This window comes from Nonomuraea sp. NPDC026600 (assembly GCF_040638335.1).
Classification (GTDB): domain Bacteria; phylum Actinomycetota; class Actinomycetes; order Streptosporangiales; family Streptosporangiaceae; genus Nonomuraea.
In genome coordinates, this window is record NZ_JBEZYD010000003.1 from 558,583 (window position 1) to 581,679 (window position 23,097).

The following is a 23,097-nucleotide window of genomic DNA, read 5'->3' on the forward strand; positions in this document are numbered from 1 at the left end:
TCAGTGGGTCAGCCCAGTTTAGTGTGCGCCAGCGATCGGACTTTCATCGCGGCTTTGCGGGCTGCCTTGACGACGGCCTTGTCGTCGTGCGCGGTGGCGAGCATGTCGAGCACCGCGATCGTGTCGGGGTGGCCGACGGCGGGCATCGCGCTGACGAGCCGGATGAGGTCCTCGCCCGGTTCGGGCGCGTCCAGGCGGCCCGCGGCGGGGGCGGACAGGTGCATGAGGGCGGCCAGCGAGTCGACCGCGATCCAGGTGTGGTCGTCGGTGCTGAGCGTGGGGGCGTCGAGGTCGCGGATGTGCAGCCAGGACGCGGCGTAGCGGCGCATCAGCGGCAGGCCGAGCGCCTCGCGGACGGGAGCCTCGGCCTCGGGCCCCAGCTCCTCCAGGATGGCGCCGACGGCGCCGCGCTGCCCCGCCGTGCCCTCCGCCGCGATCTCGATGAGGTCGTGCGCGGCCTGCGCGGGCGGACGGCGCTCCAGCCAGCCGGCGACGGCGCTCTGCGTGGCGGAGCCCTTGACGAGGGCCTCGACGAGCTCGGCGGCGGTCAGGTCGGCGAACACCTCCACCTCGGCCGTCGTCGGCGCGTCGTGCCCCTCGCGCAGCAGGTCCCTGCGGATGGCCCAGACACCGAGCGGGGTGAGCGCGGTGCGCCCGGCCGCGGTCTGCTCGACCAGGCCGCAGTAGGTCAGCAGCGACAGCGCGTCGAGCAACTCGGCGGGCAGCGAGGCGGCGAGCCTGCGCATCTCGACGGCGCCCGGCTCGCAGGCGACCTCGTGCGACTGCAGGATGCCCCTGGCGAGGTTGGCGATCGCGACGCCCGAACGTACGGAGTAGACAGTGGCCAGCATCTCGGCCAGGTGCTCGTCGACGACGGCCGAGCCGGTCAGCCCGTCGTCGGCGCGGTCGAGCACGTCCATGACCACGCCGTCCCAGAACTCCAGCGTGGCCTCGGCCGTGAGCCGCTCCGGCAGCGGCCCGCGCGAAGCGCGGCCGCCGGAGATCTGGAGCAGCCCGGTGTTGACGGCGACGATCCAGACCAGGCGCAGCCGGGCGGCGTCGATGCCGAGCTCGGCGGCGGCGGCGCGGGCGTCGGCCTCGGCCGGCAGCCCTTCCGGGGTGACCTCGCGGGTGCCGGTCCAGCTCATGAGCCGGATGGCGGCGGCGACGAGCGGCACCGTGGGGACGATCTCGGCCAGCTCGGCGTCGGAGGCCAGCAGGACGGGCGGAAAGGTCAGCGCCTCTTGCTCCGCCACAGGAGTCTCCTCAGGTGGCCATGGGGGCACGGCGGCCTGCACATCGATGAGCTTCCGCAGCTCGGCGAGGTCGAAGACATTGTTTGCCACCCCACGAAACTTACTGCACACGAGTCACATGAACGTACTCAACGGATGGCTCGGGAGCGCGCTTTGAAGGCGGCCTTGCGCGCGGCCTTGGCCACCGTGACGTCGGGCAGCGAGCGTCCGAGCAGCTCCAGCACGTCGACGACGTCCGGGTGGTCCACCCGCCACATCTCTTCGATGAGGTGGGCGGGCGGGCCGGAGGCGGACATGTTCTCGGCGAAGATCTCGGGGTCCTCTTCGGCCGCGGGCAGCGCCAGGGCCAGCATGTCGATGCTGACCCACAGCAGTTCCTCCTGGCTGAGGTGCGGGGCGGCCAGCCCTCTGGCGGTCAGCCAGTGGATGGCGTGCGGGCGCAGCTCCTGGTCCTCCAGGCAGGCGCGTACCTCGGGCTCCGCCTCGGCCCCGAGCCGGTCGACGATGGTCACCGCGATGCCGCGCGCCACGGCCGGGGCGCCGGAGGCGGCGGCGAGCAGCTCGGCCGCCGCCGTGACCGGGGTGCGCCCGGACAGCCAGCGGCTGATGTCCTCTTCGGCCAGCTCGGTGGGCATGCCGTCGAGCAGGCCCTCGATCAGCCCGGTCGCGTCGGCCTCGGCCAGGTCGGCGGCCTGCGGGGCGTCCAGGCCGAGCGTCAGGTAGTGTTCGCGCAGCCCCCACACCGTCAGCGGGGTGAGCCCGGCGGCGTCGCCCTCGACCACCACCATCCCGCACCAGGCCAGCCGGTCGAGCACCGCGCCCAGATCGGCGCCGCCCGCGTCCGCGACCTCCTCCAGGTAGTCGCCGATCACGGTGACGGGCACGGGCGCCCGCAGCCGGTAGAGCATGTCGAACAGGTCGTAGAGCTCCTCGTCGAGCTCGGCCGAGCCGGTGATCGTGCCGCGCGTGTCGCGTTCGACCACATGGGCGACGATCTCGGCCCACGCCTGGAGCGGATCGTCACCGACCTCGCGCCACAGCTCTTCTCGCAGCTCTTCGTACGGTCCTGCGTCTCCTCCGGCCAGGAGCGGCACGGTCGCCAGCTCGGCCACGAGCGTGTCGGACTCGGCCAGCCGTACGGCGGGCAGTGGGGCGCACCCCGGGCAGTCGCAGGGCGCCTCTCCCAGGTCGGGCAGCTCGCCCGAGGGGATGGCGACCGACTGCTCCAGCGACTCGGGACCGATGGAGCTGAACAGGCTCTTGGCCATGCCGAAGTTGGCCGTGTCGGCGAGCGCCTCGGGCATCTTCGGCTCGATGCCGGCGAGCTCCTCACGCATCGCCGCCGCGGTCTCCGCCTCGACCGCGCCGGACTGCTGCAGGTAGTCGACGAGGGTACGGGCGGCGGCGACGGTCTCCTGCGCGCTCTCGGGCGGCGCGATGACCTTGCGGGGGTAGATGGACAGCAGCAGCTCGTCGAAGGTCGCGGGAGTGAAGTCGCCCAGTTCGTTGACGTTGAGATAGTCGCTGGCGTAGTCGCAGAGCAAGCGGACCTCGTCCGCGTCCACCACGACGCCCCGCGCGCGCCCCCAGGCACGGAGGTCGTCGATGGCCTGGTTCACCCATTCGATCGACACAGGGGCACGCTAATGGCTGGCTTACAGATGAGCGAATCGGGGAAACCGCCTAAATCAGGTCGAGGGGGTCAACGCTCACCCGGACGACATCAGGCGCCTTACGCGCCGCGCGTACCCCGCTGGCCCCTTTGAGCGCGGCGGCCAGCGCGGCGCCGCCGCCGCGCGGAACGCGGATCATGGCGCGTTCCCGGCCCGCCTCGTCCACCGGAACGGGGCCGAGCACCTGCGCGCCGTCCGGCAGGCGCGTCTCGTCGAGCATCTGCCGGACCGCGGCGGCCGTACCCGTGAGCGTCGCCATCCGCACCGCGGGCGGGAAGCCCAGCTCGGCGCGTTCGGCCAGCTCGCGCTCGGCGTGGGTGATCGGGTCCCAGCGCAGCAGCGCCTGTACGACCGGCAGCCCGGCGTCACCGAGCACCACAACCTCGGCGCCGGGCCGGAGCAGCGCGGCGGCGTTCGTCCAGCGGCGCAGCGCCTCCTCGGCGGCCCGCAGGTCGGGCCGGCCGAGCAGCGCCCATCCGTCGAGGAGCACGGCCGCCGCGTAGCCGCCCTCGGCCACCGGCTCGGCGCCGGGCGTGGCGACGACCAGGGCGCGGGTGGCGGGCACGGTGGCGAGGACGCCGTCGCGGCCGGACGTGCGCACCGGGACCGACGGGAACGCCCTCCCCAGCTCCTCGGCGGTACGGCGGGCGCCCACGACGACGGCACGGAGGCGGCGGCCGCCACAGTTCGGGCACCGCCAACCGGCGTCCACGCGGCCGCACCAGCGGCAGTAGGGGGCGCTGTGACCGCCTCGGAGGCCGAGCGGGCCATGACAAGACGCGCTCTGCGCCCCCTCGCTCATGGAGGTGGGGTCACCGAGCATCTCAACGGATCCGCCACCGGAAGGTGCCCCTGCGGCCTTCGCCGCTCCGCGCCTCGTTCCTCCGTGTCCGTTTTTTGCCCCTCCGGCCGGCCTGCGGCCGGCCGTCGTCGCCACCGCGAGGCCCGGTACGGCGTGCGGCTCGTCCGCCTGGGCGCCGGGAGCCGTGGGGGTGCTGAGGCGGGTGGGCGGGAGCGCACAGCGGGCGGGGGCGCGGCAGTTCTGGCAGGCCAGTGCGGGCAGGTAGCCGCGCCGGGGCACCTGGACCAGCACCGGACCGGACTCCAGCCCCTGGCGCAGCGCCCGCCAGGCCAGGCTGGGCAGCCTCGCCTGCCGCGCGGCCTGGTCCTTGGCGAGCTCGGCGTTCTCTCCGGCGGGATGTACGCGGGGGGCGAGGCTCCTGATCGTGGCGCGGGCGGCGACGATCGGCCTGGCCCAGCGGCCGGCGATGAGCTGCGTGGCCTCGGCGGTGCGTGTGTAGCCACCGATCAGCATGGCCGCGCCCGTACGGTGGGCCCTCAGGGCGAGGACCTCGCGGGCGTGCGGGTAGGGGGCCAGCCGTTCGGCGTGAAGGTCGTCCCCGTCGTCCCAGATGGCCACCAGGCCGAGCGCGGCCACGGGGGCGAACATGGCGGCCCGGGTCCCCACCACCGCCCGTACCTGCCCTCTCAGGACGCGCAGCCAACGCCGGTAGCGTTCGGCCGGGCCCAGGTCGGCGGTGAGCGCCACGTGCATCCCGTCGCCGAGCACCCGGGTCAGCTCGGCGTCGGCCAGCGCCACGTCCTTGCCGTCGGGCACCACGACGACCGCTCCCCGCCCGCCGTCGAGCGTCGCCCGCACCGCCTCGGCCACCGCCCCGGCCCACCCCCTGGCGCCTGGCAGCGCCGACCAGACGGCCCTGGGCGCTCTGCCGTTCCGGAGCGCGTCGAGAAACGACGGCCCCATCGGGTAGTCGTCCCAGGGCCCGGCGGACGCGCGGTCAGACTCGTCCCCGGCCTCGGCCGCCGCACTCCGAGGTCCGCTTCCCACGGCCGGGAGACCGTGCCCGCTGTCCGCTCCGGCCGGAGTGCCTCCAGGCGTATCGGCGGGCTTCGGGGTGCTCGCCTCGGCTCTGGCATGGCGGGGTGGGATGGCCAGGCGGAGGACGTCGGCGAGCGTGCCCGCGTAGCGGTCGGCGACCGCCCTGGCCAGACCCGCGATCTCCCCGGTCAGCACCTGCTCGCCCGACACGACCCGTTCAAGGGCGGTGAGCTTGCCCGTGTGGTCGCTCTCCTCGACCCGTTCGAGCACGAACCCGTCCACCAACTGGCCCGCGAACCGCACCCGCACCCGCACCCCCGGCTCGGCCGTCTCGTGCATCGAGGCCGGCACCAGGTAGTCGAACGGCCGGTCGAGGTGCGGCAGCGGGTTGTCGACCGCCACCCGGGCCACCGGCCGCGAAGGAGCGGGGACCGGCGCTCCCTTGGCGGGCTTCGACGGCTCTACCCTCCGCACGGCGTCGAGCGGCAGGAGGGCATCGGAGTCGGTCACGCATTACGTCTACCAGACCCAGCCGGCAGGCAACGCCCGCGTACCTCTCGGACCAGTGGCCCTCGGGCTCAGCCGGCCCCCCGCTGCCGCCGCCCGATCACCCACGCGGCGACCTGACCCCGTCCGGAGAATCCGAGTTTGGCGAAAATGTTCTCCATGTGAGAGTCCACTGTGCGCCGGGCGACGAGCAGCCGCTGCGCGATCAGCCGGTTGGTCAGCCCGTCGGCGACCAGTTCGGCGACGTCCGCCTCGCGCGGGGTGAGCGGCGCCCAGAACGGCACGACCGCGACCGGAGGGGTGCCGCCCGCGGAGAGCGCCTCGGCGATCGCCTCCTCCGCCGACATGGCGCGGCCTTCCGCGACGGCCTTGCCGTACTGGCGACCGAGGGTCTCGCGTAGTTCCCGCTGGTCGGGGTCGCGTTCGGCGGCGAGGATCGGCGCACCGAGCAGCGGGTTCGTCTCGTACCCCCACAACCGTCGCACCGCGCTCAGCAGCCGTACGGCGCGCGCGGGCCGCCCCTGGTCGGCGGCGAGCCGGCCGAGGACCTCGACGCAGAGTGCCCGCCCGAACGTGATGTGCAGTGACGCCTGCGCCCGCAGCGCCGCCGTGGCCAGGGCGTCCGCTTCCGTGTACTGGCCGGCCGCCCGCCGGACCAGGGCGAGCGCGAGCTCCGTCCAGGCCGCGGTGGCGCCGTCGCCTGCTTCCCGGCAGAGCGCGCGGGCTCGGGTGAGGACCTCGTCCGCCTCACCGGTACGGCCGGCGAGCATGAGCGTGACGCCCAGTTCGACGGTGGCGTCGACCAGGTGGACGCCGTCCTCGGGCGACAGGCCGTCGATGCTCTCGGTCAGGTGGCGTTCGGCCGCTGCCAGGTCGCCCTCGCAGAGGCTGACGGTGCCGCGCATCTTGGCCAGATGGCAGCCGCCGCGGGCGCCCAGGCGGGCCGCGGGCGCCTCGGCCTCGTCGAGTGCCTTGCGCGCCGCGGTCAGATCGCCCTCACCCGCCGCCAGATGGGCGACCCGCAGCAGGGCGCGGAGCCGTACCGAATCCGGGCACGAGGTGATGGGCAGCAGGCGCGCCAGGTAGCGACGGCCGTATCGGGCCGGCCCGCCGAACGCCCACAGGTGGCCCAGCCGCAGTCCCATCCTCAGCCCGCGCTCACGGGTGGCCGGGTCGGCGGCGAAGGACTCGAGCGCGGCCCACAGGTTCGCCCAGTCGCCGCCCGGCCACTCGGCGCCGAATGTCTCGGCGACGGCGTAGTAGTGCTCGCGGTGGCGTGTCCGCAGCCGTTCTCGCTCGCCGGTGCCCTCCAGGCGGGCGGCGGCGAACTCGCGCACGCTGTCGGGCATGCGGTACGCCGTGCGCCCCTCGTCCCGCTCCCTGGTCACGATCGACTTCTCGACCAGCGCCGCCAGCGTGGGGCGCACCCGTGCGACGGGCAGCGCGCCGCCGGAGCAGACGGCCTCGGCCGCATCCCGCTCGAAGGTCCCCGCGAACACGGTCAGCCGCTCCCACAGCAGGCGTTCCGCGGGCGAGCAGAGCTCATGGCTCCACGCGATCACCGCCCGCATGGTCGAGTGTCCACCCCGCGGCACGCCCGCCTCCGGCAGCGTCAGCAGTGCGTCCACGGGCAGGTGGCGCGCACGGACCGCCACCAGCTCGATGGCCAGCGGGATGCCCTCCAGCCGACGGCAGACCTCGGCGACGGCCGCCGCGTTCCGCTCGGTGAGCTCGAAGCCGGGATCGACGGCCGCGATCCTGTCCAGGAGAAGCGACACCGACTCGACGCGCGCCACGTCGGCGGGCGCCGACTCTCCACCTGGTACGGCCAGCGGCCGCACGATGACCGCCTGCCCGCTGGGGACGCGCAGCGCCTGCCTGCTCGTGGCCAGTACGTGCAGGCCGGGGGCGGCGCGCAGCAGCGACCGTACGAGGCCGGAGCACGCGTCGGCCAGGTGTTCGCAGCCGTCGAGCACCAGGAGCTGGCGGCGGCGCGACAGGTGCGCGGTCAGGTCACCCGTGACGTCCAGGGTCTGGGCGATGAGCTGTTCGAGCGATTCGGGGTCGGTGTGCCCGGACAGCTCGACGAACTCGATGCCGTCGGTGAAGGCCCGCCGCATGAGCTGTGCCGCCCGGATGGCCACCCGCGTCTTGCCCACACCGGCGATGCCGGTGACGCTGACGAGGCGGCTGCGCTGGAACATCCGCCGGACGTCCGCGACCTCCTGGCGGCGACCCACGAAGCTGGTCGGCGTGGCACGCCATGGCATGATCCATTCCTCAGTTTCCGGAAGATCCAAGAAAACCACGTTACGTGCCCCCTGGTTCGCCTCCGGGGACGGCCCCTGCCGTGAACGCGCAGATGCCGCATCCCACAACCCGGGATGCGGCATCTAGTGGAATCGCGTCACAGACCGGCGGCGGACCTCAGCGCCTCGGCGCGGTCGGTCGACTCCCAGGAGAAGCCCTCACGGCCGAAGTGCCCGTAGGCGGCGGTCTCCGAGTAGATCGGGCGCAGCAGGTCGAGGTCGCGGATGATCGCGGCCGGGCGCAGGTCGAACACCTGGAGCACGGCGGCCTGGATCTTCTCGACCGGCAGCTTCTCGGTGCCGAAGCACTCGACGAACAGGCCGACCGGCTGAGCCTTGCCGATGGCGTAGGCGACCTGGACCTCGCAGCGGTCGGCGAGCCCGGCGGCCACGACGTTCTTGGCGACCCAGCGCATGGCGTAGGCGGCCGAGCGGTCGACCTTGGACGGGTCCTTGCCGGAGAACGCACCGCCACCGTGGCGGGCCATGCCGCCGTAGGTGTCGATGATGATCTTGCGACCGGTGAGGCCGGCGTCGCCCATCGGGCCGCCGATCTCGAACCGGCCGGTCGGGTTGACCAGCAGGCGGTAGCCCTCGATGTCGATGTCGAGGCCCGCGAGCACGGGGTCGACCACGTGCTCCTTGATGTCGGGCGTCAGCATCTCCTTGAGGTCGATCTCGGCCGCGTGCTGCGTCGAGACGACCACGGTGTCGAGGCGGACCGGCTGGTCGCCGTCGTACTCGATGGTGACCTGGGTCTTGCCGTCGGGACGCAGGTAAGGGACGGTGCCGGACTTGCGCACCTCGGACAGGCGCTGGGCCAGCCGGTGCGCGAGCATGATCGGCAGCGGCATCAGCTCGGGCGTCTCGCGGCACGCGTAGCCGAACATCAGGCCCTGGTCGCCCGCACCCTGACGGTCGAGCTCGTCGATGTCACCGTCGACGCGGTGCTCGTAGGCGTCGTCGACACCCTGGGCGATGTCCGGCGACTGCGCCCCGATGGACACCGACACGCCACAGGAGGCGCCGTCGAAGCCCTTGTGGGAGGCGTCGTAGCCGATTTCCAGGATCTTCTCCCGGATGACGCCGGGGATGTCGACGTAGGTCTCGGTCGTGACCTCGCCTGCGACATGGACCTGGCCGGTAGTGATCATCGTCTCGACGGCGACCCGGCTCTTGGGGTCGTCCTTGAGCATGGTGTCGAGAATCGCGTCACTGATCTGGTCGGCGATCTTGTCCGGGTGGCCCTCGGTAACCGACTCGGAGGTGAACAGGCGACGTGACAACTCAGTGGCTCCTCATGCAGCGGCTGCTGACGGACGTGCGGGCTCCGGCGACTGTACACCCCGGCCAGTGCCTCGCCGAAGTCTAGCCCTACCCACCGGCAAGTCGCGAAACGAGCCCTTCACAGGTCGGGCAGGGGATCGGGGGGCAGCGTCTCCGGCGCGAAGATCTCCGCGTCGGCGGCGGCGACCACGGCGGCGTACTCCTCCTCGAACTCGAAGGCCATCACGCCCAGTTCGATCACCGGCCCGGAAGCCTGCATGATCGGCCCGAGCCTCGTGTGGCGCGGGAACGTCGCGTGGACAGCGACCGGGCGGTCACTCCTGAGCATCCTGGTGGCGAGGACGGAGATGGCCTTGTCGGTGACCACGATCAGGAAATTGGCCGTGCCCTGCGGCCCTAAGGACGCCGTGCCCTGCGGTCCCAAAGACAGCGCGGGGAAGATGTAGCGGATCTCCCCCTGTTCGCCGAGCAACGTCCTGCAGCGATCCCTGACAGCGGAACTCACCGGCATCCCCCGCCCCCTTTTGTCCCCTTTGACTAAGTATCGGCAGGCGTTCGGGGATGCCGCAACCGGTTGGCGACTTGATCCCAGACGGCGTCGGCGACGTCGTCCTTGGGACCGCGCGGGATCTCCACCGGCTCGCCGCCCGTGACGAGCACGGTCGCGGCGTTGTCGGGCGTGCCGAAGGCCAGGTGGGGGCCCACCTGGTTGACGACGAGCAGGTCGCAGCCCTTGCGGGCCAGCTTGGCCTGTCCGTTGGCGAGCACGTCGTCGGTCTCGGCCGCGAACCCGACGATCACCTCGGGTTTTGGCCCACCGGCGTGTCGGCGCTCCCCCAACTCAGCCAGGATGTCCGGATTTTTCACCAGATGGAGGGGGTCGGGCTCGCCGTCGGACTTCTTGATCTTGGAGTCGTGCCGGGCGGCGGGCCGGAAGTCGGCCACGGCCGCCGCCATCACCACCACGTCCGCGGTGGCCGAGGCGGCCAGCACCGCCTCGCGCAGCTCGGCCGCCGACTCCACCCGGACCACGCCGGCCCCGGCCGGATCGGGCAGCGACACGTTGGCCGCCACCAGGGTCACGTGGGCCCCGCGGGCGACGGCCGTGCGGGCCAGGGCGTACCCCTGCAGCCCGGAGGACCGGTTGCCCAGGTAGCGGACCGGATCGATGGCTTCGCGGGTGCCGCCGGCGGAGACGACGACGTGCCGCCCGGCCAGGTCGCGCGGGCGCCCGGCCAGTACGCGCAGGCAGATCTGGAAGATCTCGGCGGGATCGGGCAGGCGCCCGGGCCCGCTGTCGGCGCCGGTGAGGCGCCCGACCGCGGGATCGATCACCACGGAGCCCCGCTCGCGCAGCGTCGAGACGTTGGCGCGGGTGGCGGGGTGCTGCCACATCTCGGTGTGCATCGCGGGCGCGAACACCACCGGGCAGCGCGCGGTCAGCAGCGTGTTGGTGAGCAGGTCGCCCGCCAGGCCGTGGGCGGCCTTGGCGAGCACGTCGGCGGTCGCGGGGGCCACCACGACGAGGTCGGCCCGCTGGCCGATCCGCACGTGGGGCACCTCGTGAACGTCGTCCCACACGTCGGTCGTCACCGGGTTGCCGGACAGCGCCGCCCAGGTGGGCTCGCCCACGAATCGCAGGGCGTCGCGGGTCGGGACGACCCGCACCTCGTGCCCGGACTCGGTGAAAAGGCGCAACAACTCACACGCCTTGTACGCGGCGATGCCCCCGCTGACGCCCAGGACGACCTTCATTTAACGGGTCAGACCGCGCCTTCGATGGGCTCGGCGTTGAGCAGGCCCTCGGCGACCTCGCGCAGCGCGATGGACAGCGGCTTCTCCTGCGCGTGCGTCTCGACCAGCGGCCCGACGTATTCGAGCAGGCCCTCGCCGAGCTGGGAGTAGTAGGCGTTGATCTGGCGGGCACGCTTGGCCCCCATGATCACCAGGGAATACTTGCTGTCGACGATGTCGAGCAGCGCGTCGATCGGCGGGTTGGTGATGCCCTCTGCGACCGGGGCAATTCCTGCCACGATTGTCAGACCTCTCGGTTGGTGGTTTTGATGACCCCCTGAGGGTCAGTCATCAAGGCTATCAGCCGGCGGCACACCTCTTTGACACTCGTGTTCACCAGCGTGAGGTCGAACTCCTTCTCGGCCGCCATCTCGACGTGTCCGGCCTCCAGGCGGCGGGCGATGACGTCCTCCGGCTCGGTGCCGCGGCCGCGGAGCCGCTTCTCCAGCTCCTCCCAGGAGGGCGGGGCCAGGAAGACCAGGAGGGCCTCCGGCATGCTCCGGCGTACCTGCCTGGCGCCTTCCAGGTCGATCTCGAGCAGCGTGGGCATGCCCGCGGCGAGCCGGTCGAGCACGGCCGCGCGCGGCGTGCCGTACCTGTTGCCCGCGAACTCCGCCCACTCGAGCAGCTCACCCGACTCCACGAGCCGGTCGAACTCCTCGCCGTCGGCGAAGAAGTAGTGGGTCCCGTGCACCTCACCGGGCCGGGGCTTGCGGGTTGTCACCGAGACCGACAGCCACACCTCAGGGTGTGCCCGCCGGAGCTCGGCGACGACCGTTGACTTACCGACGCCCGACGGTCCGGACAGGACCGTCAGGCGCCGCTCGCTTGAGGGGAGGAAGTCGCCGAAGCTCGTTCCAGATCCGACTGCCTCATCGGCCCAAACATTGCCGGACTTGGACCTGTCGGTCACTTCCTACCCCCCGTTGAACCCGCGCTTTCGTGTGGAACCGAGATTAGCTCTCGTTGCCACCGAACTCGCGCTCGAGGGAGGCCCTCTGGTTCGCACCGAGACCCCGCACGCGGCGGGACTCGGCAATGGCAAGCCGCTCCATGAGCTGCTTGGCGCGGACTTTGCCCACGCCTGGGAGCGATTCCAACAAGGCCGACACCTTCATCTTGCCGATGACGTCGTCGGTCTGCCCATCCTTGAGCACCTCAGCCAGAGAAACCGCGCCATGCTTGAGCCGGTTCTTGACCTCGGCACGCTCTTTACGGGCCTTGGCAGCCTTTTGCAGGGCTGCGGCGCGCTGCTCAGGGGTCAGGGGAGGAAGAGCCACGCCGGGTCACCTCGAATTTCTGTCGATGTACTCGGACGGGAAGGGAAACTAGCTGGTCATCGCCCCCTAAGCAACGTCAAACCCAGTTTCTCTCCTTACAAAATCCACTTCATCACTCTCTGTATCTGGAAAACTACAGACTGCTGATCAAATCGCCTTCACTTCCCGCTTCTTCCTTACACACAGGAAGCGCGGCCGGGGTACGATGATGATCACCTACCCGTCAGGGAGAGGTGTCCGAAACGTGCGCGGGATCGGGTCCGAAACCCCGTCCGAGGTGGGCGTCCGCGCGCGCTGCGGGAGTGTTTTCACGATCGTCTACGGTCGATGTGAGGCATCCCCGGGCACCGCCAACCCTCCGGGGAGGCGCTCACCGTGCGTACACGGCCACCCGCCGTGACACGTGTCCGGAGGGCGGCCTGACGGCGGCCTGTCATGGACGAGTGGCACCCGGAGAGCCAGAGTCTCCGCCATTCGCCGTACGTGGGCCAAGGTCTCCTCGGCTCGCCGAAGATGGGCCGGAGACACCTCGGTTCGCCGTACGCAAGCCCGATTCACCTCGGCTCGCCGTAGGCGGGTCCGAGTCTCCTGTGCTCGCCATAGGCGGGTCCGAGTTCCTCGGCCGCCATACGCGGGGCCGAACCGCCCTACGCGGGCCGCGTCGCCATGGGCCCGAGCCGTGCCCGCATGCCCCGCGGTGGCGCGCAGGGCACCACCGCACGACGTCCGGCCGACCCGGCACCGGGCTGATGCTTCACGACCAGAGTGGCCGCCTGCCCAGCCCATGCGGCGGCCCGAGCCACACGCGGCCGGTCGGCCCGCCAGAAGGTGGCGCGCCTGGACATCGGCGCACGACGTCCAGGCGGCCTTACACGGGGCTGTACGCGCACCACGGACGGGAGCGACTGCCCGGCTCGCCAGGAGTCCGAGCCCCACACGACCGCGCGTGAGCAGTCCCCTCACGCCCTCACGGACCGGCCCCACGAATAGGCGCTCGCCCTCACAGACGGGCCCTCACCCTCACGAGCGGCCCCTCACAGACGGGCCCTCACCCTCACGAACGCCCCCGCGTCCGGACGCCTGGACCGTTCGCAAGCGGCCCCATGAAGGGCGCCAAGGGCCCTCAGGAGGGGCTCGTGCGGCGCAGCGAGGACGCGATGGCGGCCGCCGTGGCGCCCGGGTCCGGGGAGGCGGTGATCGGGCGGCCGATGACCAGGAGGTCGGCGCCGTCCGCCAGCGCCTGTTCGGGCGTCGCGACCCGCGCCTGGTCCTGGGTGTCGGCCCCGGCCGGCCGTACACCGGGTGTGATGAGCGTGATCCCCGGCCCCACCTCCGACCGTAGGTCGACGACCTCGTGCGGCGAGCACACCAGGGCGGTGGCCCCCGACTCGACCGACAGGGCGGCCAGGCGGCGGACCGCGTCCGAGGCTGGGCCCGCGAGCCCGATGCGGCTCAGGTCGGACTCCGACAGCGACGTCAGAACGGTGACCGCCGCGATCTGGGTGTCCGGGGCCGCCTCGACGGCCGCGCGGATCATCGCGGGGCCGCCCGCCGCGTGGACCGTGAGGATGGCCGGGCGCAGGCGGGAGACCGCCTTGGCCGCGCCGGCGACCGTGTTGGGGATGTCGTGCAGCTTCAGGTCCAGGAAGACCTGTACGCCGCTCGCACCGCGGACCGAGGCGATCACGTCGGGGCCGTAGCGCAGATAGAGCTCCAGCCCGATCTTCACCGTGGTGACGTGCGGTGTCACCAGGGCGGCCCATCTGGCGGCGGTCTCCAGGTCGGGGGCGTCGAGGGCGACGGCAATGGGTGCGGGCGTCAAGGGGAGCTCTCCTCGGAGTCGACGAGCAGGTGCCGGGGAGCGCTCCCCGGCGGACGGTGGGCCAGGCCGACCGCGTCGGCCAGGCGCTGGAAGCCGCGTGCCCTCAGCAGGTCCTCAAGCTCTCGCTCGATGCGCAGGCACGCGTAGGGGTCGTGGAACAGCGCCGTCCCCACTCCGACCGCGCAGGCGCCCGCCAGGATGAGCTGGAAGGCATCCCTGCCGGTCGTCACGCCGCCGACGCCGATCAACGGCACCCCGGGCAGGGCGGCGTGCACCTGCCACACGCACCGTACAGCGAGGGGAAGGATGGCCGGTCCCGACAGCCCGCCGGTCACGGCCGCGAGCGAGGGGCGCAGCGCCTCGGTGTCGATGGCCATGCCGAGCGGGTTGTTGATCATGGACAGCGCGTCGGCTCCGGCGTCGACGCAGGCTCGGGCGACCGACACGATGTCGGCCACGTCGGGGGCGAGCTTGGCGACCACCGGCACGTCGTACCGCATGATGGAGCGCACCGACGCGATCACCTCGGCGGCGGCGCTGCCCTCGCGGGCGAAGACCCGGCCGCGGTCCTCGATGTTCGGGCAGGACAGGTTCACCTCCAGCGCCGTGACACCGGGCGCGTCGGCCAGCCTGCGGGCCAGCGCCGAGTACTCGGCCACGGTGCCGCCGCCGATCGACACGATGGTCCTGATGCCGCGCTGGGCCAGCCAGGGCAGCTCGCGTTCGAGGAAGGCGTCGATGCCGGGGCCCTGGAGGCCGACGGCGTTGAGCATGCCCGAGGGGGTCTCGGCCATCCGGGGGGTGGGGCGGCCGGCGCGCGGGGCCATGGTGATCGAGCTGGTGGTCAGGGCGCCCAGGCGGTGGAGGTCGAAGAACTGGGCCAGCTCGCGGCCCGAGGCGGCGCAGCCGGCGGCGGTGGTGATGGGGTTGGCCAGCTCGACGTGCGCCAGGAAGGTCCGCATATCTACCGACACGTCAGGTCACCGCCGCAGAGAGAACAGCCACCGGAAAGAAGTGACCGCGCCCCTGAAAACGCGAGCGCCGTAGAGGGCTGAGGTCCTTCGGGGGACGCGAGCGCCGTACGGAGCGGGGTCCTTCGGGGCGCGGGCCGCAGGGGTCAGCCCGCATGGCGAGCACCGCCCCCGGGCGCCCCCAGCGCGTCGAACGGGATCGTCCCCACGTCCTCGAACCGCACCCGCTCCCCCCGGAACACCGGCCCCTCGGCGCAGGCCCGCACCATCCGGGTCACCCCGTCGTCGCCGATGACCGGCAGCACGCACGTCATGCAGACCCCGATCCCGCAGGCCATCGCCTCTTCCACCGCCACCTGCACCGGGATGTCGAACTCCATCGCCACCGCCGTGACCGCCCGCAGCGTCTCCATGGGCGCGCACGCGTAGACCACGTCCGCCCGCGTGTCGGCGATCACCGCGGGCAGCGCGTCGGTCACCCGGCCGCGCAGCCCGAGCGAGCCGTCCTCGGTGGTGAGCGTGGTGGTCTGGGCCATCCGCCTGGCCCGCATGGCGCCGAACACCCGGTCCGCGCTGGCCCCGCCCAGGACGAAGTCGACCCGGCAGCCGCGTTCGATGAGCTGGTCGGCCACCGGGAACAGCACCGCCGAGCCGTACTCGGAACCGACCAGCACGCAGTGGACCGGGTCGCGGGGCAGCGGGAAGGGCCGTCCGAGCGGGCCGACGAGGTCGATCGTGTCACGCGCGCGGCGTTCGGCCAGCCACGCGGTGCCGGGCCCGCGCACGGTGAAGACGAGCTCCACCGTGCCGCCGTAGTCGGGCTTGACGTCGTGGATGGAGAAGGCCCGCCGCGTCACCATGGACGTGTGGGCCCCGCCCACGGCGACGGACACGAAGTGGCCGGGGCGGTAGCGCTCGGCGATGCCGGGCGCCACCACGGTCAGCGCATGGTAGGCGTCGACCCGGCGCGTCGTCAGCACCGTGCCCGTCACCTGCACCGGGGTGCCGGCCAGTCCTCTTCACCTCCCGCGGGAGCCTGCCGTCGATCGAGCCCTACGCCCCTGCCGCCCGCAGCGCCCGCGCGTGCTCCTGGAGGGACCGTACGCCGACATCGCCCCGCACGATGGCCTGGATGCCCGCGGCCGCGGCGGCGAGCCCGGCGACCGTGGTGATGCACGGAATGCCGCGCAGCACGGCGGCGGTGCGGATGTCGTAGCCGTCGAGCCGCGGACCCGACTGGCCCGGACTGCCGAACGGCGTGTTGACGATCAGGTCGACCTCGCCGTCGAGGATGTACTGCACACTGGTGGGCTCACCTCCGGCTCCGGGCCCCTCGCTCTGCTTTCGCACGATCTTGGCATGGACACCGTTGCGGCGCAGCACCTCAGCGGTCCCCTCGGTGGCCAGGATCTCGAAACCGAGGTCGGCCAGCGCCCGCACCGGGAAGATCATCGCACGCTTGTCCCGGTTGGCCACGGACACGAACGCCCGGCCCTTGGTGGGCAACTCGCCGTAGGCGGCCGCCTGCGACTTGGCGAAGGCGACGCCGAAGGACTCGTCGATGCCCATGACCTCGCCCGTGGAGCGCATCTCGGGGCCGAGCACGATGTCGACGCCGCGGAAGCGGTTGAACGGCAGCACCGCCTCCTTCACCGCGATCGACGCCTCCAGCGGCAGGGTGCCGCCGTCTCCGGTGGCGGGCAGCATGCCCTCCTCCCGCAGCGAGGCGATCGAGGTGCCCAGCATCACGCGGGCCGCCGCCTTCGCCAGCGGCACCGCTGTCGCCTTGGAGACGAACGGCACGGTACGGCTGGCGCGCGGGTTGGCCTCCAGGACGTACAGGACGCCGGCCGACATGGCGTACTGGACGTTCAGCAGCCCGCGGACCCCGACGCCGCGGGCGATGCCCTCGGTGGCGGCGCGGATGCGCTTGATGTCGTTGCTGCCGAGCGTGATCGGCGGCAGCGCGCACGCCGAGTCGCCGGAGTGGATCCCGGCCTCCTCGATGTGCTCCATGACGCCGCCCAGGTAGAGCTCGTCGCCGTCGAACAGGGCGTCCACGTCGATCTCGATGGCCTCGTCGAGGAACTTGTCGACCAGCACCGGATGGCCGCCCTCCTGGGCCGCCATGTAGGTGGTCAGGGTCGCGTCGTCGTAGACGATGGCCATGCCGGCGCCGCCGAGCACGTACGAGGGCCGCACGAGCACGGGGTAGCCGATCTCCTCGGCCACGGCCAGCGCCTCGGCCACGGTCGTCGCGGTGCCGTGCTTGGGCGCGGGCAGCTGCGCCTCCGCGAGCACCCGGCCGAACGCGCCGCGCTCCTCCGCCAGGTGGATCGACTCGGGCGAGGTGCCGACCACGGGCACGCCCGCGTCCTTGAGCGCCTGCGCCAGGCCGAGCGGCGTCTGCCCGCCGAGCTGCACGATCACGCCCGCGACCGGGCCGGTCTGCTGCTCGGCGTGGACGACCTCCAGGACGTCCTCCAGGGTGAGCGGCTCGAAGTAGAGCCGGTCGGAGGTGTCGTAGTCGGTCGAGACCGTCTCCGGGTTGCAGTTGACCATGACGGTCTCGAACCCGGCCCGCGACAGCTCGAAGGAGGCGTGCACGCAGGCGTAGTCGAACTCGATGCCCTGGCCGATGCGGTTCGGTCCGGAGCCGAGGATGATGACCTTCTCCCGCTCGCCGTACGGGACCTCGTTCTCCTCGTCGTAGGTCGAGTAGAGGTAGGGGGTCTTGGCGGCGAACTCGGCGGCGCAGGTGTCGACCGTGTTGTAGACGGGCCGCAGGCCGAGCGCGTGGCGCAGGTCGCGTACGCGCGCCTCGTCGATGCCGCGGATCTCGCCGAGCTGCGCGTCGCTGAAGCCGTGGCGCTTGGCCCGCTCCAGCACCTCGGCGGTCAGCTCGGTCGCCTCGCCGACAGCCCGCGCCTCCTCGTCGAGCAGGAACAGCTGGTCGAGGAACCAGGGGTCGATGTTGGTGGCCTCGAAGAGCTCCTCGGCCGTGGCGCCGGCGCGGATGGCCTGCTGCATGGTGCGCAGCCGGCCGTCGTGCGGGACGCGCGACTCGTCGAGCAGCTCGGCCTTTGGCCGCGGGGAGCCGGTCCAGGAGAAGGAGGAGTCCTTCTTCTCCAGCGACCGCAGCGCCTTCTGCAGCGCCTCGGGGAAGGACCGGCCGATGGCCATCGCCTCGCCCACGGACTTCATGTGCGTGGTGAGGGTCTGGTCGGCGCCCTTGAACTTCTCGAAGGCGAACCGCGGCACCTTGACCACGATGTAGTCGAGCGTGGGCTCGAACGACGCCGGGGTCACCTTGGTGATGTCGTTGGGGATCTCGTCGAGCGTGTAGCCGATGGCCAGCTTGGCGGCGATCTTCGCGATCGGGAAGCCGGTGGCCTTCGAGGCCAGGGCGCTCGATCGGGACACGCGCGGGTTCATCTCGATGACGATCATGCGGCCGGTCGCCGGGTTGACCGCGAACTGGATGTTGCAGCCGCCGGTGTCGACGCCGACCTCGCGGATGACCGCGATGGCGACGTCACGCATGTTCTGGTACTCGCGGTCGGTCAGCGTGAGCGCGGGGGCGACGGTGACGCTGTCGCCGGTGTGGACGCCCATCGGGTCGATGTTCTCGATGGAGCAGACGATGACCACGTTGTCGCGCTTGTCGCGCATGACCTCGAGCTCGTACTCCTTCCAGCCGATGATCGACTCCTCCAGGAGCACCTCGGTGGTCGGCGAGGCGTCCAGCCCGGCCCCGGCGATGCGCAGCAGGGCGGTCTCGTCGTAGGCGAACCCGGACCCGACGCCGCCCATCGTGAAGGACGGCCGCACGACCACCGGGTAGCCCAGCTCCGTCGCGGCGGCCAGGCACTCGTCCATCGTGTGGCAGACGACCGAGTTGGCCGACTCGGCGTTCAGGCCGTGCTCGCGGGCGACCTTGGCGACGATCCCCTTGAACAGCTCGCGGTTCTCGCCCGCCTGGATCGCGTCGAAGTCGGCGCCGATCAGCTCGACCTCGTAGCGCTCCAGCGCGCCCGACTCGTGCAGCGCGACCGCGGTGTTGAGCGCGGTCTGCCCGCCCAGCGTCGGCAGCAGCGCGTCGGGGCGCTCCTTGGCGATGATCTTCTCGACGTACTCGGGGGTGATCGGCTCGACGTAGGTGGCGTCGGCGAACTCGGGGTCGGTCATGATCGTCGCCGGGTTGCTGTTGACGAGGATCACACGGAACCCCTCGTCGCGCAGCACGCGGCAGGCCTGGGTGCCGGAGTAGTCGAACTCGCACGCCTGCCCGATCACGATCGGCCCCGAGCCGATCACCAGGACGGACCTGATGTCATCACGCTTGGGCACGGCTCATGACCTCACAGAACTCGTCGAAAAGGTAGGCGGCATCGTGGGGCCCGGCAGCGGCCTCCGGGTGGTACTGCACGCTGAAGGCGCGCCCGTCGAGCAGGCGCAGCCCTTCCACGCAGCGGTCGTTGAGGTTGACGTGGCTGACCTCGGCCCGGCCGTAGGGCGTGTCGAACGGCTCGCCGAGCGGCGCCTCGACGGCGAAGCCGTGGTTGTGCGCGGAGATCTCCACTTTTCCGGTCCGTACGTCCTGCACCGGCTGGTTGACTCCGCGGTGCCCGTAACGCAGCTTGTACGTGGACAGCCCCAGGGCGCGGCCGAAGATCTGGTTGCCGAAGCAGATGCCGAAGAACGGCACCCCGGCCTCCAGCACCCGCCGCAGCGGCGTGACATCGACGGTGGCCGGGTCGCCCGGCCCGTTGGACAGGAACACCCCGTCCGGCTCGACCGCCATGATCTGCTCGAACGTGGCGCCGGCCGGCAGCACGTGCACCTCGCAGCCGCGCTCGGCCATCCGGTGCGGCGTCATGCCCTTGATGCCCAGGTCCACGGCCGCGACCGTGAACCGCTTCGCGCCGATGGCGGGCACGATGTAGGGCTCGGTCGTGGCCACTTCGGCGGACAGGTCGGCGCCCTCCATGCGCGGCGCCTGACGTACGCGCTCGATCAGGTCCTCGACCGGCGCCGCGGGAGCCGTGAAGATGCCGGCGCGCATGGCGCCGCGCTCGCGCAGGTGGCGGGTGAGCGCGCGGGTGCCGGGCATCGCGATGCCGACGACGCCCTGCTCCTTGAGGTAGTCGTCGAGCGAGCGGTTGGCCCGCCAGTTGGAGACCACGCGGGACGGCTCGCGCACGACGTAGCCGGCCACCCAGACGCGGCCCGACTCGGGGTCCTCGTCGTTGACGCCGGTGTTGCCGATGTGCGGGGCCGTCATCGCGACGATCTGCCGGTGGTAGGACGGGTCGGTGAGGGTCTCCTGGTAGCCGGTCATCCCGGTGTTGAAGACCATCTCGCCGAACGTCTCGCCCTCGGCGCCATAGGGGGTTCCGTGGAAGACGCGACCGTCTTCCAGAACGAGTAGCGCTGAAGTCACACCAGCTTCCCTTCAAGTACTGTCGGCTTGCCGCGCAGGAACGTCGCCACGACCCGGCCGGGCAGCGTCATCCCCTCGTACGGCGTGTTGCGGCTCTTCGACGCGAAGGCGGACGGATCCACCTCGGTGCGTACGGACGGGTCGTACAAGGTGAGGTTGGCCGGCACACCCACCTCGATCGGCTGTCCGTGCCCCGACAGGCGGCCGATACGCGCGGGCACGATCGACATGCGATCGGCGACGCCCGCCCAGTCGAGCAGCCCGGTGTCCACCATGGCCTCCTGCACCACGCTGAGCGCGGTCTCCAGGCCGACCATGCCCATGGCCGCGGCCGACCACTCGGTCTCCTTGTCCTCGACCGGGTGGGGGGCGTGGTCGGTGGCGACGATGTCGATCGTGCCGTCGGCCAGCGCCGCGCGCAGGGCCTCGACGTCGGCGCGGGTGCGCAGCGGCGGGTTGACCTTGTAGATGGGGTTGTAGGCGCCGACCGGCGAGTCCTCGACGAGGTCGTCGGTGAGCAGCAGGTGGTGCGGGGTGACCTCGGCGGTGATGTTCCAGCCCTTGGACTTGGCCCAGCGCAGGATCTCCACCGAGCCGGCCGTGGAGACGTGGCAGACGTGCAGCCGGGAGCCGACGTGCGCGGCCAGCAGGCAGTCGCGGGCGATGATCGCCTCCTCGGCGACGGCCGGCCAGCCGGTCAGGCCGAGCCGGCCGGAGACGACGCCCTCGTTCATCTGCGCGCCGCCGGTCAGTCTGGGCTCCTGGGCGTGCTGGGCGATCACGCCGTCGAACGCCTTGACGTACTCCAGGGCGCGGCGCATCAGCACGGCGTCGTCGACGCACCTGCCGTCGTCGGAGAAGACGCGGACCCGGGCGGCGGAGTCGGCCATCGCGCCGAGCTCGGCCAGTTGCCGGCCTTCCAGTCCGACGGTGACCGCGCCGACCGGCTGGACGTCGCAGTGGGCGAACTCGCGGCCGAGCCGCCAGACCTGCTCGACCACTCCGGCGGTGTCGGCGACTGGCGAGGTGTTGGCCATGGCGTGCACGGCGGTGTAGCCGCCGCGGGCGGCCGACTGGGTGCCGGTCTGCACGGTCTCGGCGTCTTCGCGGCCGGGCTCGCGCAGGTGGGTGTGCAGGTCGACGAGGCCGGGCAGCACGATCGCGCCGCCGCCGTCGATCCCCGGCTCACCGGCGAGCTCGGGCCCGATCTCGGCGATCACCCCGTCCTCGATCCGGAGGTCGACGGGCTCCCCGCCGAGGATCCTGACGTTGCGAACGATCATGCGGTCTCTCCCCCGAGGAGCAGGTACAGGACGGCCATGCGGATGGTCACACCGTTGGCGACCTGCTCGACGATGGTCGAGCGCGGCGAGTCGGCCACTTCGGCGGCGATCTCCATGCCCCGGTTCATCGGCCCGGGGTGCATCACGATGGCCTCGTCGGGCATCTTGGCGAAGCGGTCCCGGTCGAGGCCGTAGCGGCGGGAGTATTCGCGCTCGCTCGGGAAGTAGGCGGCGTTCATCCGCTCCTTCTGCACCCGCAGCATCATCACCACGTCGGACTTGGGCAGCACCGCGTCGAGGTCGTAGGAGACCGCGCACGGCCAGGTGTCGACCGCGACCGGCAGCAGCGTGGGCGGCGCCACCAGCGTGACGTCGGCGCCGAGCGTGGCCAGCAGCAGCACGTTGGAGCGGGCGACCCTGCTGTGCAGCACGTCGCCGACGATCGTGACCCTGCGGCCCTCGAGGCCGCCCAGGCGGCGGCGCATCGAGAAGGCGTCGAGCAGCGCCTGCGTGGGGTGCTCGTGGGTGCCGTCTCCGGCGTTGACGACGCTGCCGTGCACCCAGTTGGCCAGGCGGTGCGGCGCGCCGGAGGCGCCGTGGCGGATGACGACCGCGTCGGCGCCCATCGCCTCCAGCGTCAGCGCGGTGTCCTTCAGCGACTCGCCCTTGGAGACGCTGGAGCCCTTGGCGGAGAAGTTGATCACGTCGGCCGACAGCCGCTTGGCCGCCGCCTCGAACGAGATGCGGGTCCGGGTGGAGTCCTCGAAGAACAGGTTGACCACCGTACGGCCGCGCAGCGTCGGCAGCTTCTTGATGGAACGTTCCGAGACCCTCGCCAGCTCCTCGGCCGTGTCCAGGATGAGCAGGGCGTCGTCCCTGCTGAGGTCGCCCGCGGAGATGAGGTGGCGGTTCACTTGGCGTCCTCCTTCATGAGGAGCACGGCGTCACGCCCGTCGGTCTCCTGCAGGTAGACCTTCACCTTCTCGCTCTTGGCGGTCGGCAGGTTCTTGCCGACGTAGTCGGCGCGGATGGGCAGCTCGCGGTGACCGCGATCGACCAGCGTGGCCAGTTGCACGGCGGTCGGGCGGCCGAGGTCGTTGAGCGCGTCGAGCGCGGCGCGGACGGTGCGGCCGGAGTAGAGGACATCGTCGACCAGGACGACGATCCTGCCGTCGATGCCGTCGGGCGGCAGCTCGGTGTGACCGAGCGGCCTGGCGGGCTTGAGCCGGAGGTCGTCGCGGTACATGGTGATGTCGATCGAGCCGACGGGGATCTTGACGCCTTCGAAGCGCTCGATGCGGTCACCCAGCCGGCGGGCCAGAGTGGCGCCGCGGGTCGGGATGCCGAGGAGGACGACGCCGTCGGCGCCCTTGGTTCGTTCGAGGATCTCGTGCGCGATGCGGGTCAGCGCCCGATGGATGTCCGGGCCCTCCAGGACGGCCCTCGAATGGGGCGTCTGGTCGGACAGGAAGTCAGACACGGCAGAGCTCACCACCTTTCCCGCCTCACGGGACGGGTCTTAAAAGGGTGTTGGTCGGGACACACAGTACCAGGGGCTACCAGCCAGAACTTGGGCGGGCCACTGCCCGTGGCGCCCCGCGATTCGGTAATTTCCCGGCCTTTTCCGTGTTG

General features: G+C 71.8%; 18 protein-coding genes. All 18 read right to left on the minus strand.

Features of this window, described 5'->3' with window-relative positions:
* Positions 1–8 precede the first annotated feature (8 nt).
* Entirely contained in the window at positions 9–1,346 is a 1,338-nt protein-coding gene (locus AB0F17_RS09695; protein ID WP_358019029.1) for a hypothetical protein, read from the minus strand.
* Between the two features lie 38 nt (positions 1,347–1,384).
* Positions 1,385–2,890, minus strand: coding sequence for a hypothetical protein (locus AB0F17_RS09700; protein ID WP_358019032.1), 1,506 nt, complete (start codon positions 2,888–2,890; stop codon positions 1,385–1,387).
* 49 nt (positions 2,891–2,939) lie between these two features.
* Positions 2,940–5,243, minus strand: coding sequence for a primosomal protein N' (locus AB0F17_RS09705; RefSeq protein ID WP_358019311.1), 2,304 nt, complete (start codon positions 5,241–5,243; stop codon positions 2,940–2,942).
* 104 nt (positions 5,244–5,347) lie between these two features.
* Positions 5,348–7,546, minus strand: a complete 2,199-nt coding sequence (locus tag AB0F17_RS09710) for a LuxR C-terminal-related transcriptional regulator (protein ID WP_358019035.1) — start codon at positions 7,544–7,546, stop codon at positions 5,348–5,350.
* A gap of 137 nt (positions 7,547–7,683) precedes the next feature.
* The gene (gene metK, locus AB0F17_RS09715; protein WP_214637707.1) at positions 7,684–8,871 is read right to left on the minus strand and encodes a methionine adenosyltransferase; all 1,188 of its coding nucleotides are present in this window, start codon (positions 8,869–8,871) and stop codon (positions 7,684–7,686) included.
* A 119-nt stretch (positions 8,872–8,990) separates the two neighbouring features.
* Entirely contained in the window at positions 8,991–9,383 is a 393-nt protein-coding gene (locus AB0F17_RS09720; RefSeq protein WP_358019038.1) for a hypothetical protein, read from the minus strand.
* Positions 9,384–9,409: 26 nt separating this feature from the next.
* Positions 9,410–10,627 carry a bifunctional phosphopantothenoylcysteine decarboxylase/phosphopantothenate--cysteine ligase CoaBC gene (coaBC, locus tag AB0F17_RS09725; RefSeq protein WP_358019041.1) on the minus strand — a complete coding sequence of 406 codons (1,218 nt, stop codon included), beginning with the start codon at positions 10,625–10,627 and terminating at the stop codon, positions 9,410–9,412.
* Between the two features lie 8 nt (positions 10,628–10,635).
* A complete protein-coding gene (gene rpoZ / locus AB0F17_RS09730; RefSeq protein ID WP_214637710.1) occupies positions 10,636–10,905 on the minus strand; it encodes a DNA-directed RNA polymerase subunit omega in 270 nt (89 codons plus the stop codon).
* A 5-nt stretch (positions 10,906–10,910) separates the two neighbouring features.
* Positions 10,911–11,483, minus strand: a complete 573-nt coding sequence (gmk, locus tag AB0F17_RS09735) for a guanylate kinase (RefSeq protein WP_358019314.1) — start codon at positions 11,481–11,483, stop codon at positions 10,911–10,913.
* Positions 11,484–11,622: 139 nt separating this feature from the next.
* Positions 11,623–11,946 (minus strand): integration host factor, actinobacterial type, encoded by a 324-nt coding sequence (gene mihF, locus AB0F17_RS09740; protein ID WP_214637712.1) that lies wholly within the window; start codon positions 11,944–11,946, stop codon positions 11,623–11,625.
* A 1,123-nt stretch (positions 11,947–13,069) separates the two neighbouring features.
* A complete protein-coding gene (gene pyrF, locus AB0F17_RS09745; RefSeq protein ID WP_358019044.1) occupies positions 13,070–13,768 on the minus strand; it encodes an orotidine-5'-phosphate decarboxylase in 699 nt (232 codons plus the stop codon).
* A complete protein-coding gene (locus AB0F17_RS09750) occupies positions 13,765–14,742 on the minus strand; it encodes a dihydroorotate dehydrogenase (RefSeq protein WP_308127197.1) in 978 nt (325 codons plus the stop codon). The genes pyrF and AB0F17_RS09750 overlap by 4 nt, the downstream gene beginning before the upstream one ends.
* Positions 14,743–14,885: 143 nt before the next feature.
* Positions 14,886–15,737 carry a dihydroorotate dehydrogenase electron transfer subunit gene (locus AB0F17_RS09755; protein WP_214637714.1) on the minus strand — a complete coding sequence of 284 codons (852 nt, stop codon included), beginning with the start codon at positions 15,735–15,737 and terminating at the stop codon, positions 14,886–14,888.
* Positions 15,738–15,792: 55 nt separating this feature from the next.
* On the minus strand, positions 15,793–19,089 hold the full coding sequence (gene carB / locus AB0F17_RS09760) for a carbamoyl-phosphate synthase large subunit (protein WP_358019048.1): 3,297 nt from the start codon (positions 19,087–19,089) through the stop codon (positions 15,793–15,795).
* Positions 19,076–20,182 (minus strand): glutamine-hydrolyzing carbamoyl-phosphate synthase small subunit, encoded by a 1,107-nt coding sequence (gene carA, locus AB0F17_RS09765; protein ID WP_358019051.1) that lies wholly within the window; start codon positions 20,180–20,182, stop codon positions 19,076–19,078. The genes carB and carA overlap by 14 nt, the downstream gene beginning before the upstream one ends.
* A complete protein-coding gene (locus tag AB0F17_RS09770; RefSeq protein ID WP_358019054.1) occupies positions 20,179–21,465 on the minus strand; it encodes a dihydroorotase in 1,287 nt (428 codons plus the stop codon). Before AB0F17_RS09770 ends, carA begins: the two co-directional genes overlap by 4 nt.
* A complete protein-coding gene (locus AB0F17_RS09775) occupies positions 21,462–22,379 on the minus strand; it encodes an aspartate carbamoyltransferase catalytic subunit (protein ID WP_358019057.1) in 918 nt (305 codons plus the stop codon). The genes AB0F17_RS09770 and AB0F17_RS09775 overlap by 4 nt, the downstream gene beginning before the upstream one ends.
* Positions 22,376–22,945: a bifunctional pyr operon transcriptional regulator/uracil phosphoribosyltransferase PyrR gene (gene pyrR, locus AB0F17_RS09780; RefSeq protein WP_358019060.1), complete on the minus strand. Its 570-nt coding sequence runs from the start codon at positions 22,943–22,945 to the stop codon at positions 22,376–22,378. The genes AB0F17_RS09775 and pyrR overlap by 4 nt, the downstream gene beginning before the upstream one ends.
* Positions 22,946–23,097: the final 152 nt, after the last annotated feature.